The 13725-nt window shown below is 47.2% G+C and carries 9 protein-coding genes and 1 tRNA gene; 3 read left to right on the top strand and 7 right to left on the bottom strand.

Features of this window, described 5'->3' with window-relative positions; all coding sequences use genetic code 11:
* Nucleotides 1–279: 279 nt before the first annotated feature.
* From G8759_RS25705 to G8759_RS25685, 5 genes are all read right to left on the bottom strand, one after another.
* Nucleotides 280–1770, bottom strand: a complete 1491-nt coding sequence (locus tag G8759_RS25705) for a glutamate synthase subunit beta (protein ID WP_167214710.1) — start codon at nucleotides 1768–1770, stop codon at nucleotides 280–282.
* Between the two features lie 12 nt (nucleotides 1771–1782).
* On the bottom strand, nucleotides 1783–6411 hold the full coding sequence (gene gltB, locus G8759_RS25700) for a glutamate synthase large subunit (protein ID WP_167214705.1): 4629 nt from the start codon (nucleotides 6409–6411) through the stop codon (nucleotides 1783–1785).
* 400 nt (nucleotides 6412–6811) lie between these two features.
* Nucleotides 6812–7192 (bottom strand): SxtJ family membrane protein, encoded by a 381-nt coding sequence (locus G8759_RS25695; protein WP_232073943.1) that lies wholly within the window; start codon nucleotides 7190–7192, stop codon nucleotides 6812–6814.
* A gap of 71 nt (nucleotides 7193–7263) precedes the next feature.
* On the bottom strand, nucleotides 7264–7413 hold the full coding sequence (locus tag G8759_RS25690) for a DUF5989 family protein (protein ID WP_167214700.1): 150 nt from the start codon (nucleotides 7411–7413) through the stop codon (nucleotides 7264–7266).
* Nucleotides 7414–7513: 100 nt separating this feature from the next.
* The gene (locus G8759_RS25685; RefSeq protein ID WP_167214697.1) at nucleotides 7514–9376 is read right to left on the bottom strand and encodes a carbamoyltransferase family protein; all 1863 of its coding nucleotides are present in this window, start codon (nucleotides 9374–9376) and stop codon (nucleotides 7514–7516) included.
* A gap of 188 nt (nucleotides 9377–9564) precedes the next feature.
* Between G8759_RS25685 and G8759_RS25680 the strand changes: the two genes are divergently transcribed.
* Complete coding sequence (locus G8759_RS25680; protein WP_167214694.1) at nucleotides 9565–10755, top strand: hypothetical protein; 1191 nt, start codon at nucleotides 9565–9567, stop codon at nucleotides 10753–10755.
* Nucleotides 10756–10813: 58 nt separating this feature from the next.
* Here the strand turns inward: G8759_RS25680 and G8759_RS25675 are convergent.
* Nucleotides 10814–10886 (bottom strand) — tRNA-Lys (locus G8759_RS25675).
* An 80-nt stretch (nucleotides 10887–10966) separates the two neighbouring features.
* Nucleotides 10967–11809 carry a dihydropteroate synthase gene (gene folP / locus G8759_RS25670; protein ID WP_167214692.1) on the bottom strand — a complete coding sequence of 281 codons (843 nt, stop codon included), beginning with the start codon at nucleotides 11807–11809 and terminating at the stop codon, nucleotides 10967–10969.
* 83 nt (nucleotides 11810–11892) lie between these two features.
* On the opposite strand from folP, the gene G8759_RS25665 reads away from it, so the two are divergent.
* Nucleotides 11893–12447, top strand: a complete 555-nt coding sequence (locus G8759_RS25665) for a DUF1599 domain-containing protein (RefSeq protein WP_167214689.1) — start codon at nucleotides 11893–11895, stop codon at nucleotides 12445–12447.
* Nucleotides 12448–12512: 65 nt separating this feature from the next.
* Nucleotides 12513–13655: a BT_3928 family protein gene (locus G8759_RS25660; protein WP_232073942.1), complete on the top strand. Its 1143-nt coding sequence runs from the start codon at nucleotides 12513–12515 to the stop codon at nucleotides 13653–13655.
* The last annotated feature ends 70 nt before the right edge of the window (nucleotides 13656–13725 follow it).

The raw sequence follows: 13725 nt of genomic DNA, 5'->3' as shown, positions 1-13725 counted from the left end.
TCAAAACTGGTTGATAATGAGCCGGAAAGCTCGATACTGGATGCAACGTAACTAATTGAATGTGTCTTTACAATAAAATAAGTTACCGACTTAGTTAACGGTAATCTGAATTGATAAAATTGAGATAGGACTTTCACTAAGATGCGTGCCACGGTTTCGGATAAAGTTCCTAATAACCAAAGCACGCTTCTTAGTGAAAGTCCTATTAGAGTGGATTCAATAAAAAAAGAGCCACTAGTCTAAAGACCAGCGGCTCTTTTAGCCCTTAAGAATAAAACATTATACTTCAGCTAACATCGACACAGCTTTCCCTTCGAGCAATGACTCTCCCATAAGGTAAGTATCAGCAGCACGGGCCGCTTCACGACCTTCAGAAATAGCCCATACAACGAGCGACTGGCCACGGCGCATATCACCAGCAGCGAAAACTTTCGGATTTGTCGTTGTCTGATAATTTGTTGCTCTAACATTTCCCCGTTCATCGTACTCAATGCCCAGATCGTCCAGCAGGCCATTGTGTTGAGGATGCAGGAAGCCAGCGGCCAGCAGAGCCAGCTCGCACGGAATGTCGCGTTCTGAATTGGGAACTTCAACCATCTGCATTCGGCCGTTCTCGTTTTTCCATTCCAGATCAACGATTCGGAGCGCTTTCAGATTACCCGCTTCATCACCTACAAACGTTTTGGTATTAATAGACCAGTAGCGTTCGCAGCCTTCCTCATGCGAGGTACTGGTACGAAGCATCATTGGCCAGTTCGGCCAGGGCGTGCTGGTTGCCCGATCTTTCGGGGGCATTGGCATCAACTCAATTTGCGTTACGCTGGCAGCTCCGTGACGGTTCGAGGTTCCCACACAGTCAGAGCCGGTATCACCACCGCCAATAACAACAACATTTTTATCCGTTGCCCAAAGATCACTGTCTGTGTAGGGAACACCCTGATGATCAACGACCAAGGGACGGTTTGCGTTACGTTTGTTCTGCTGGCTCAGAAACTCCATGGCCGGATAAACGCCTTTCAGGTCGCGGCCAGGAATGGATAGATCGCGTGGAACGGTAGAACCACCCGTAAGCATAATCAGGTCGAACTGATCGAGCAAATCCTGAGCTTTTACGTCTACACCAACATTTACGCCAGGTTTGAACGTTATGCCTTCTGCCTCCATAACAGCCAATCGGCGATCGATGGTCCATTTTTCGAGTTTGAAATCTGGAATACCATACCGCAACAGGCCACCAATCTGATCGGCCCGCTCAAAGACGGTTACCGTATGGCCAGCCTTATTCATCTGAGTGGCTGCGGCCAGACCAGCAGGACCAGAACCAACGACTGCCACTCGCTTCCCTGTACGAACCTTTGGTGGTTTTGGTGTAATATAACCCCGCTCAAAAGCCACTTCAGCTATCGATTTCTCAATAAACTCAATGGCAACGGGTGGCTTGTTGATACCCAGAACGCACGAAGCCTCACAGGGTGCAGGGCAGATCCGGCCTGTAAATTCCGGAAAGTTGTTGGTCGAGCTTAGAATCTCGTAGGCATAGGCCCAATTCTGTTCATAAACTGCGTCGTTAAACTCAGGAATAATGTTGCCAAGGGGACAGCCGCTATGACAGAATGGAGTGCCACAGTCCATACAACGAGCTGCCTGCCGTTGGGAGTCCTGCTCCGAAAACGGCATCTCGATTTCTTTATAGTCGTGAATCCGCTGTTGCGGGTCGCGCTTCTTAGGCAATTCACGCGCGAATTCTAAAAATCCGGTAGGTTTTCCCATAGTACTTCGCAGTTACCCCTGCGTCACATCTACCACTATATCTTGATAAACAACATTTTTGTCCCGAATCTGCTCAGCCAGCGAGATACCACGTCCAGCCAGGGCATTCCGGAAGTCACCCGGCATCACTTTCACAAACCGACCAATCTGTTCGTCCCAGTCCTGAATCAGAGCCAGGGCTACATTACTGGTCGTATACTGGAAGTGCTTGTCGACATATTCTCGAAGGATACCCTGATCTTCGTCAGTCAGGCTTTCGAGATTTACCATTTCTGGGTTCACTTTCGAAGCAAACGTACCATCCTGATCGTATACGTAGGCAACACCACCCGACATACCCGCTGCGAAGTTGCGGCCAGTTTGTCCAAGAATGATAGCCAGCCCACCAGTCATATACTCCAGGCCATGATCACCAACTCCTTCGACAACGACCTTCGCACCGGAGTTACGAACACAGAAGCGCTCCCCTGCCATGCCGCGAATGAACGCTTCGCCAGATGTCGCACCGTAGAACGATACGTTACCAACGATGCTGTTTTCCTCTGGCTTGAACTGAGCTGTTCGATCCGGATAAACAATCAGTTGGGCACCACAGAGACCTTTACCGAAATAATCATTGGCATCCCCTTCCAGCTCAAGTTTGATCCCGCTCGTGCCGAATGCGCCAAAGCTTTGACCAGCCGTACCACGTAATTTGACGTGGATTGTACTTTCCGGCAAACCTGGCCCACCATATACTTTGGAGATTTCGTTGGACAACATCGTTCCGATGCTCCGATCGATGTTCTGTACCGTAAATTCGGCGTATACTGATTCGGATGAGTCCAGTGCTGGTTTGGCAACTTCGATCAGTTTCCGATCAAGTACATCGTCCAGATGGTGATTCTGCTCTTCCTGCTTGTAAAGCGCAACATCCAGATTGGTTGGCTCTTTATAGAGCAGGGCATTGAGGTTAATATTTTTGTATTTCCAGTGTGGCAAATCCTCGCGGAGTTCGAGCATCTGAGCTTGCCCCACCATTTCATTAACCGTACGGAAACCCAGATCGGCCATGATCTCCCGTAGCTCCATCGCCAGGAAGGTAAACATGCTCACCACATGTTCTGGCTTACCAGTAAAGAGGGCACGAAGCTCCTTATTTTGGGTTGCCACCCCAACCGGACATGTATTGAGATGACACTTACGCATCATGATACAACCCGTTGCAACCAGCGCAGCTGTAGCTACGCCAAATTCCTCGGCACCAAGCAAAGCGGCAATGGCCAGATCGCGACCTGTACGCATTTGCCCATCGGTTTGCACCGTTACGCGGCCACGAAGTTTGTTACGAACCAGTGTTTGATGCGCTTCGGCCAATCCTAGCTCCCAGGGCAGACCCGCATGGCGGATTGACGAAAGGGGAGACGCTCCGGTGCCGCCATCGTGTCCGGAAATCAGAATATGATCGGCGTGGGCTTTGGCAACTCCGGCTGCAATTGTACCTACGCCTGCTTCTGATACCAGTTTAACACTGATCCGAGCGGCACGATTGGCATTTTTCAGGTCGGAGATCAACTGAGCCAAATCCTCGATCGAATAGATATCGTGGTGAGGAGGTGGCGAAATCAGTCCAACGCCGGGCGTTGAGTGGCGGGTGCGACCAATCCAGTCATCGACTTTAAAACCTGGCAATTGACCACCTTCGCCGGGTTTTGCACCCTGCGCCATTTTGATCTGCAACTCCTGGGCATTCGTTAAATAATAACTCGTTACGCCAAACCGACCCGAAGCTACCTGTTTAATAGCCGAGTTCATGCTGTCGCCGTTTTCGAGTGGTTTGTAGCGAAGTTCGTCTTCGCCACCTTCGCCCGAGTTGCTTTTGCCGCCAATGCGGTTCATGGCGATGGCCAGTGTTGTGTGCGCTTCCCAAGAGATCGACCCGAACGACATGGCTCCTGTGGCAAACCGCTTGAAGATGCTTTCAATGGGCTCGACCTCATCCAGTGGTACAGGTGTTGCTTTCTTGAATTTCAACAAGCCACGCAACGTAATCGCCTTCTGCGTTTGATCGTTAATGAGTTTCGAATACTTCTTGAAAATAGAGTAGTCGTTCCGCTGTGTAGATTGTTGCAGCAGGTGGATTGTATCGGGGTTAAAAATATGTTTTTCGCCCCGCTGTTTCCACTGATAAATACCCCCTACTTCCAGTCGCGGAGCCGAAACCGGCATATCCGGGAATGCAATACAGTGCCGAATAAGAATTTCGCGGGCAATTTCATCCAGGCCCATTCCGCCAATACGCGAAACGGTGCCGGTGAAATAACGGCTTACAACATCCTGATTCAGGCCAACGCACTCGAAAATCATCGCCCCCTGATACGATTGCAGCGTCGAAATACCCATCTTCGAGAAGATTTTAAGCAATTCGCCGTTTACAGCCTTAACGTAATTTTTGTAGAGCTTATCGAGGTCATAATCAACCTGTAATAAACCCTTTTCTTTCATGTTGGCAATCGTTTCGAATGCCATGTAAGGGTTTACACCCGATGCGCCGTAGCCAATCAGGGTAGCAACGTGGTGTGTTTCCCACACATCGCCGGCTTCAACGACAATCCCCACTTTACCACGCAGCCCCTGACGAATCAGGTGGTGGTGAATGGCTGATGTAGACAACAATGACGGAATGGGCGCATGGCTCGAATCGATCGCCCGATCAGACAGTACCAGAATCGAATAACCATCTTCAATGGCATCTTCAGCGTAGCGGCAAATCCGTTCAAGAGCCCGTTCCAGCGATTTGCCTTCTCCATCGGCTGTAAAGAGACAGTTGAGGGTCTTCGCCTGGAAATTTGGTTTATCGATAAACCGCAGTTTGTCAAACTCCTGCGTCGTTAATACGGGTTGTTCGAGTTCAACCTGACGGCAGTGTTCAGGCGATTCGCTCAGCAGATTATAGGTAGCACCAACGAACGAAATAAGCGACATAATCGACCGCTCCCGAATCGAATCGATCGGCGGGTTCGTTACCTGCGCAAATAACTGTTTGAAGTAATGACTCATGTGCTGGCTCTGCTCCGACAGAATTGCCAGGGGTATGTCGATACCCATCGATCCAAGCGCTTCTTTGCCTGTTTCGACCATTGGAGCCAGAATCATTCGCAAGTCTTCGGACGTGAAGCCAAACGCCTGTTGCATCCGCAACAGTTTCGCCGGATCATACTTGTGGTACGCCCGAACGGGTGCTTCAAGGTCCGAAATCCGTATTTTATTTTCATCCAGCCACTGCTGATAAGGCTTGCGGGTCGAGATCTCTGCCTTGATTTCTTCATCGGCTACAATACGGCCCTGTTCCATATCGACCAGGAACATTTTGCCGGGTTGCAGACGACCTTTTGATACTACTTTAGCAGGGTCGATGTCGAGTACTCCAACTTCGGAGGCCATAATGACCACATCGTCGTTGGTGACCCAGAACCGCGAAGGGCGCAGACCGTTACGGTCAAGTGTAGCACCAACGATGCGGCCGTCGGTAAATGAAATCGATGCCGGACCATCCCAGGGTTCGATCAGAGCCGCATGGTATTCATAGAATGCTTTCCGGACGGGGTCCATATGCTCGTTACCATCCCAGGCTTCGGGAATGAGCATCATCATGACATGCGGTAGAGAACGACCGCTCATCACGAGTAATTCGATGGCATTGTCGAGGTTGGCCGAGTCTGATTGCTTGGGATCGCAGATGGGTAACAGCATATCCATCTCATCCTTTGTGAACTTCGATGTCACAAGCAGACCCTCAGCGGCTTTCATCCAGTTAACGTTACCGCGTACTGTATTGATTTCGCCATTGTGAGCGATATACCGGAACGGTTGGGCCAGTTTCCAGGAAGGGAACGTATTGGTAGAGAACCGTGAATGCACAACACCCAGCGCCGAAACTACTTCTTCCTTTTGAAGATCAGGGAAGTAAGGTTCAAGTTGTAGCGTTGTTAGCTGACCCTTATACGTAATCGTACGGCAGGACAACGACGAGAAGTAGAAATGATCAACTCCGGCAACAGTCTCGTTGATAATACGGGTACTGTAATTACGCAAAATGTAGAGTTTACGCTCAAAATCGTCGGCGTTTGTAATATCGGTTGGGCGTTTAATAAACACCTGTTCCATTTGTGGTTCGGCAGAACGCGAGCCATTTCCTAAATCGCTGTTATTGACTGGTACTACACGATAGCATAGTAATTCCAGCCCGAGCTTTTTCATGTTCCGGTTTAGAATGGCCCGGCACTCTTCGCGAAGCCAGACATCTTTCGGAAAATAAACCATGCCAACGCCATATTCGAACGCTGGAGGCAGGTGAACGCCTAGTTTACGGGTTTCATCCAGAAAAAACTCGTGCGGAATCTGAATCAATAAACCTGCACCATCGCCAGAATTAGGTTCTGCACCGACCGCTCCCCGGTGCTCCATTCGGCGGAGCATCTGAAGGGCATCTGATACGATTTGGTGTGATTTTCGACCTTTAATATGGGCCACAAAGCCGATACCGCAATTGTCGTGTTCGAACTCAGAACGATAGAGTCCTGGACTGGATAGTCCCTGATTGGTGGGGTTCTGTAAGGCTTGATCCTGACAGTCCGCGAATTGGTCAACCTGATCAGACATGGTCGTAACAGCGTTGGGTTATGCTGCCGTTTTTAGCGTCCTGAATATCAGAATCGTAAAAAAAAGCAACTTTTATTGGGAAATTCTAAATTATTTAACGTACCGGCCGGTATTTTTATTCGAAGTTGATGGCCGAGTTGACGGGCGTTTGCGACAAAGTCACGCAATATACTACTAAAAAAATTTGGTAAAAATCAGGATTATCAGAATTTAATAGTAAACGGGGCTAATTGTAAATTTGATTATAGTTCTTCTTGAAAAGAGAATATATAGTGTTATTTTTTTGGTTTAACCTGTGCAAGTTAAACGCAGTTAGGGCTTTGGCTTAGAGTTGTACGGTTGCACGACTCTAAGCCAAAGCCCTGGTAGTAAGGAAAAGAATAACTGGTCTATAAATTAGCTACCAGATGTTGTCCATATCCTTTGGTGCATACGTGTGGTTTCGCTCAACAAAAAGAGAACCCGTTTGGCGACCATTGCGCAAGGACAAAGGATTTCGATTGGCTAACCGATAGAGAAGAGCTATGGGTAGCAGGAAGATAAAAAAAACAATACTCAATAGAATCCGTGAATTAACATATCCTAAACCTTCGGCTAGCTTAAACCAGCCGAAGCTGATCCAGCGAGCCAATGCGGGTATGAGCAGGGTTAGTGCACCTACGCTTAACGAGATGTATAAAAGCCATGCCTTATGTCCGAAAAAGAAATAGAGTGCTAAAAAACCGGTTGAAATGGCCAGATTGGCCTTGTACATGTCGAGATCCGAAATGCGTTTTTGCATAGTTAGGGAAGCGTTTAATCAAACACATGTCGGTCTGGAATAATCAAGCCAGACCGACAAGGTGAAAAACATCAAAATAGGGTGTAAATGAATGGTGCAATTGCAGATCCGCCCCCTACAACCAGAATAATTCCTAACAGCAGCAGAATGATAATCATGGGTGCTAACCACCACTTCTGGCGTTCCTTCAGAAAGAGGAACATGTCTTTAACAAAGTCCATAATTTGAGTAAGCGTTTACAACGTGTGGTTTAAATAGAAAACAAAAATTAAATAATGCAATATTTTTTTAGTACGAGTTAATTCGATTGTGTGAACGGAATTAATCCAGAACAAACTCTTCTTTCCAATTGTCCTTTTCCTGCCAGTCAGGTTGAGCTGTTTTTGCAAACAGGTAATTGCCTACAACCAGGTAATCCATTTCAGTGCGCATAAAGCAGCGATAAGCATCTTCCGGAGTACAGACAATGGGTTCGCCCCGAACATTGAAACTGGTGTTGACAATGACGCCATAGCCAGTCAGCTTTTTAAAGGATTGGATAAGCTCATAATACCTAGGATTCGTTTCCTTGTGAACCGTTTGAATCCGGGCCGAAAAATCGATGTGAGTAATCGAAGGAAGATCGGAGCGTAGGTAGTATAGCTTGTCGCGAAGGGGTAGTTGATGATAATCGGCTGGAAGATCTTTATGACGGCTGGTGGCAACCGGATGTACTAATAGCATATACGGTGAAATGCCGCGATAGTTAAAGTACTGATCGCAGTCTTCGGCCAGTACCGACGGCGCAAATGGTCGAAATGACTCCCGATATTTGATTTTCAGGTTCAGTTTTTTCTGCATTTCCGCGTTGCGGGGGTCACCCAGAATACTTCTCCCACCTAAAGCCCGGGGGCCAAACTCCATCCGACCCTGCACCCAGCCAACAACATTGCCTTCCGCCAGAAGCCGGGCCGTTTCGGTGCATAATTCATGAATATCGTTGAAATAGGTATAAACGCCTTTATAGCGCCGAACAACGAGTTCAACGTCCTGATCTGAAAAGTCAGGGCCGAGATAGGACCCGGTCATTTCGTCCTGACGACCACTAAGTTTTCGTTCCTGCTTAAAATAAATATAGTAAGCGGCCAGGGCTGCTCCCAGTGCTCCGCCTGCATCGCCCGCTGCGGGCTGGATGAAGATGTCGTCGAATACGCCCGACTCCTGTAGTTTACCATTAGCGACGCAATTGAGTGCTACCCCACCCGCTAAACATAAGTAACGTGACCCGCTAAGGCGTTTCGCTTCCTGCGCCATCCGAATGACGATGTCTTCCGTAACGCGCTGAATGGCCAGACCGAGATTACAATGTTGCTCCTGTAATTCATCTTCAGGACGGCGTTGCGGAAATCCGAATAAAGCTTCCCACTTGGCTTCGTGGACCATTCGTAATCCGGTTGCATAGTTGAAATAGTCCTGATTGAGCCAGATCGAACCATCCTCCTTGATGGATACCAGTTCATTTTTTATGATATCGACATACCGCTCAACATCGGCTGAGGCTGGGTTACCGTAGGGGGCCAGGCCCATCAGTTTATATTCGCCTGAATTGACTTTAAAGCCCAGGAAATACGTGAAAGCTGAGTATAGAAGCCCTAATGAATGCGGAAAGCGTAATTCTTTTAGAATGGAAAGTTCCTTGCCTGAGCCTTTGCAGATAGAGGCTGTTGCCCACTCGCCCACTCCATCGATGGTCAGGATGGCGGCTTCTTCAAATGGTGAAGGGTAAAAGGCGCTCGCTGCGTGTGATAAGTGATGTTCAGGGAAAAGTAATTTTATACCAGCCGCTTCATCGCCATATATCTTCTCTAGTTCCTCACGAAGAAGCCGTTTTAAGAACATCTTCTCTTTTATCCAAACTGGAATAGATGTTATAAATGATCGTACGCCCTGTGGCGCAAAGGCATAATATGTTTCGAGCAGCCGCTCAAATTTTAGGAGGGGTTTATCATAAAAGACAACAGCATCAAGGTCTTTTAAATCAAGTCCATTGTAATTCAGACAATATTGAACTGCCTGGGCGGGGAAAGCAGGATCATGTTTACGTCGTGTAAAGCGCTCTTCCTGAGCGGCTGCGATAATCTGTCCATCGACAACCAATGCAGCTGCCGAATCGTGGTAAAAAGCTGAAATGCCAAGAATTTTCATGTAGTTATGTATGACTACCGGGTAAATATACAAATTAATGACTTTATATTGCAAAATACAGTCAGCCGCCGTTCTCTATACGCAATAGTGGAAAACTTATTGAGGACGCTGGCCTTCATGTTTTCGATCATTCCTTTTCCCAGTATATGGAGGAACCTATTATTTTGTGAATAACCTTTTCTATTCTTATGACCATTTTTCAACGTACCCTTATTAGTGTCTTATCTGTATTTCTACTGTTTACTTTTACCTTATTCCGCCCCGAACTATTTGTCAGACATCCATCGGGAGTTTGGCTGTTCAAACTTATAGTCTTCGCACAGTTTTTTCTACTCGTTTTTTTATTTGGGCGTCGCCAAAAAGTATATTTCTGGTCTTTATTGCTGCTGTTGGGAGTGGGCGAACTGGCCATTTGGGCTTATGCTCATCGATTAGCTGATGGCCAGCGTCGGTATGCACGCGGACACCATTTTTTTCACGAAGTAGTGGATGGGTGGGACAAAAACCTGATTCAATATGATCCTGAACTGAGTCGATTCGACTCCGTATTATTTTATACCCTAAAGCCAGGTGTACAGAATGTTACCTTTAAAAGCGGCTTTGAAGTAGATACGCCGATTCGAACGAACAGGCTAGGCGTACGGGATGATGATAACTCGCTGGATAACCCAGTCGTAATTGTCCTTGGCGATTCGTTTACAATGGGATGGGGTGTGCCGGATTCAAGCTGTTTTGCTTCTGTTCTGGAGCGTAAAGTAGGCCGTAAAGTGCTTAATGCAGGTGTTTCTTCGTTTGGGACCGTCCGTGAATATAATCTCTTCAAGCGTACTAAACGCGATTCTTGCCGGGTGCTGGTTATTCAGTACTGTATCAATGATCAGCCAGAGAATAATCAGTTGAGAGCCGGAACCTTTAAGCCTTCTTCCCGGGAGAGCTATTACGAAGCCGTTCGGTACAATGCGCTGACGGCAGATTATTACCCGTTTAAATACCTTCATGCCAGCTTGAAGGCCTATGTGCAGCGTTTATTTGTGTGGTCTTCTCAGGCTGCTGCAAAAAACTCGAAGCCAACGCAGAAAGTAAGCCGGCAATTCCCGTATGAAGACTCTTTTTTCTATGCCGTTCAGCAAATTCGAAAAGAATATAAAGGACCAATTGTTATTACTTGTCTAAATCCCGATACAACCAGTCCCGAAATAATGGATGGATTTAAGGCCTATCTAAACCGCCATTCTCTGTCAGGTATTTATTTAGCGGACGTCTCTGACGTGCTCACCCCCGACGACTACTTTACGCTGGACAACCACATTAATGAAAAAGGGCATCGCAAGGTAGCTGACCGATTGCTTGAAGTAATCAATAAATATAAATTGCTGTAGATAGCCGAATCACAAAAACGCAAAAAGCCGCTTAATTAAGCGGCTTTTTGCGTTTTTGTGATTCGGCTGGGATTCGAACCCAGGACCCATACATTAAAAGTGTATTGCTCTACCAGCTGAGCTACCAAATCATTTCCCCAGTCAGCAAACAGGTCGTTGTCGTTTGGGAATGCAAAAGTAGAGGTTTGATTTCCTAAACGCAAGAAAAATGTCAAAAAAAAGTTAACTGCTGGGTGAGTTTTACCGTTTCAATAGCCTCACGAACGTCATGAACACGTAGGATAGATGCCCCTTTTGTGAGTGCAATCGTATTCAGAACTGTAGTGCCATTGAGAGCTTCATTGGCACTGATGTCCAGTGTTTTCCAGATGGTACTTTTGCGTGATAAACCAACCAGCATTGGTTCGTCAAACAACCCAAAGGATTCAAGTTGATTTAACAGCAAAAAATTTTGCGCTGGTGTCTTCGCGAAGCCAAATCCCGGATCAAGAATGATATCTTTTTGGCCCAAGGCGCGAAGTTCGGTAAGTCGTACCGCCAGTTCATCGATCACATCGGTTACCAGATTTTGATAAGCGGTCATGGATTGCATCGTTGCTGGAGTGCCTCGCATGTGCATCAACACATAAGGAACGTCGAGGGAAGACACTGTTTCGAACATGGCCTGATCGAGCGTGCCACCCGAGACATCGTTGATAATGGCAGCACCTGACTCAACCGTCTGCCGGGCGACCGACGCCCTGAAGGTATCCACTGAAATAAGAGCGTGAGGAAAACTTTTTAAAATCGCTTCAATGACGGGCAATACCCGATCTGCTTCTTCAGTAGGGCTAATGTCGGCCGCGCCGGGTCGGGTCGAGTAACCACCAACATCGAGAAAGGTAGCACCATCGGCCAGCATTTTCTGCGCAATTTCAACCGTTTTTTCGAGAGGGATCCGGCTCCCGGCAAAGAATGAATCAGGGGTGATATTTAGAATGCCCATCACAACAGGCGTTTCCAGCGAAACAAGTCGCCCCCGGCAGTTCAGTGTTTTTTTCGTAACTTTCGGCATAAAAATAGGCGATAGGCGTCAGGCATAAGTGTTCGTTGCAATGAATAAACTCACTGAAAACTGTTGACTATTGACTGAGGACTATGCAAAATACTGAAATCGAATATCGGCACGTCATTCAACGCTGCAAAGATTTGTTTCTAAAAAAAAATAAAGACTATGGCACAGCCTGGCGAATTTTACGTTTGTCCAGTATCACCGATCAGATTTACATCAAGGCCCAGCGTATTCGCACTTTGCAGGAAACGGGCGTAAGTCGTGTTGGCGAAGGCATTGAGCCAGAGTTTGTTGGTATTATCAATTATTGCGTCATGGCGCTGATTCAATTGCAGTTGGTCAATGACCCACGTACCGACATTCCAACTGATGAACTCGAAACACTATACGATGGGCAGATAGGTCGGGTTATTGACCTGTTATTTGCCAAAAACCATGATTATGGCGAAGCCTGGCGTGAGATGCGTATTAGCTCGATGACGGATATCATTCTGATGAAACTGCTCCGCACAAAGCAAATTGAGGATAATCAGGGAAATACATTGGTTTCGGAAGGAGTTGAAGCCAATTATATGGATATGATAAACTACGCCGTTTTTTGTTTGATAAAAAGTAACGCGGATACTCCGTTGTTGCGGTGAAAGCCCGCTATGAAGAGACTGGATTTCGGATCGCCCCATACTGGCGGACTTTCCAACTTACTTGCATGACCACAGCAGCCACTCAACCCAAAGTTAAAACCGGTACACCACCGATGCTTATTGCCGCCCGAATAGCCCGCTTTCTGGTCGGTATCGTTTTTGTGTTTTCGGGATTCATCAAACTGAATGACCCTGTTGGTACGCAGATCAAGTTTGAAGAATATTTTGAAGTTTTCGCGGTCGACGTTCCGTTCCTCCACGATTTCTTCATGGCGCTGGTACCATTCACACTGGCTATGTCGGTGCTGTTCTGTGCGGCCGAAATAATTCTGGGCGTCGCACTGCTGGTTTCTTATAAACCCAAGGTTACAACCTGGTTACTGTTTTTCCTGATCGTATTCTTCACGTTTTTGACATTTTATTCGGCTTATTTCAATCGCGTAACAGATTGTGGTTGCTTTGGCGATGCCATCAAACTAAAACCCTGGACGTCGTTCAGCAAGGACGTTGTGCTGACGATTCTGATTTTGTTCATTATCGGGCATCGTAACCGGATCACTCCCCGGAAAACCGGCTGGGTCGTGGCTTTAACGACCATACTGACGCTTGGTTTGGGCGTTTATGCCATTTCGTTTCTTCCACCAATCGATATGCTGCCTTACGCTGTCGGGAAGAGTATTCCGGCCCAAATGAAGCCATCCGAACCATTACGGTATAAATATGTCATGGAGAAGGACGGGAAAACGAGCGATTTTGATCAGTATCCGACCGATCAGAGCTATAAGTTCAAGGAGATGGTTTTGGTCAATGAGAGTGCGAAACCGAAAATCACCGATTATCGGGTCTGGAATGATGAAGGCGATTTTACGCAGCAGACCTTTGAAGGGGATAAACTGTTCATTATCGTCAAAAACATAAAGGATATTGACGCGGGGAGTCTTCCCGCGATTCGGGCACTGGCCGAAGGATTACAAGGATCAAAGGTGACGCCTTACATACTAACTTCGGCCAGCGACGATGAGATCAAGGCCTTTCGGCAGGAGTTTCAGCTCAATAACGTGTCTTATTACAAGGCCGATGCTACCGTTCTGAAAACAATTATGCGCTCGAATCCGGGCACATGGCTGCTCCATAATGGCGTTGTTCGCGGAAAATGGCATTACAATTCAACCCCGGATGCGGCTGAAGTACAATCTTTGGTTAAATAGTTTTTCGCTTTCCTTTTTAGTTGACTGAGGCCGACAAAGAAACGGTATGCACTGTAAGGGGAAAACGGAA

Source organism: Spirosoma aureum (genome assembly GCF_011604685.1).
Classification (GTDB): Bacteria; Bacteroidota; Bacteroidia; order Cytophagales; family Spirosomataceae; genus Spirosoma; species Spirosoma aureum.
Note: the sequence above shows the minus strand (reverse complement) of the source record. Positions and strands in the feature narration are given on the sequence as shown.

Coding starts and splice junctions, on each gene's coding strand:
- G8759_RS25660 (WP_232073942.1), top strand. CDS start 12,513: ATGACCACAGCAGCCACTCAACCCAAAGTTAAAACCGGTACACCACCG.
- G8759_RS25695 (WP_232073943.1), bottom strand. CDS start 7,192: ATGCAAAAACGCATTTCGGATCTCGACATGTACAAGGCCAATCTGGCC.
- G8759_RS25705 (WP_167214710.1), bottom strand. CDS start 1,770: ATGGGAAAACCTACCGGATTTTTAGAATTCGCGCGTGAATTGCCTAAG.
- G8759_RS25690 (WP_167214700.1), bottom strand. CDS start 7,413: ATGGACTTTGTTAAAGACATGTTCCTCTTTCTGAAGGAACGCCAGAAG.
- G8759_RS25685 (WP_167214697.1), bottom strand. CDS start 9,376: ATGAAAATTCTTGGCATTTCAGCTTTTTACCACGATTCGGCAGCTGCA.
- G8759_RS25680 (WP_167214694.1), top strand. CDS start 9,565: ATGACCATTTTTCAACGTACCCTTATTAGTGTCTTATCTGTATTTCTA.
- folP (WP_167214692.1), bottom strand. CDS start 11,809: ATGCCGAAAGTTACGAAAAAAACACTGAACTGCCGGGGGCGACTTGTT.
- gltB (WP_167214705.1), bottom strand. CDS start 6,411: ATGTCTGATCAGGTTGACCAATTCGCGGACTGTCAGGATCAAGCCTTA.
- G8759_RS25665 (WP_167214689.1), top strand. CDS start 11,893: ATGCAAAATACTGAAATCGAATATCGGCACGTCATTCAACGCTGCAAA.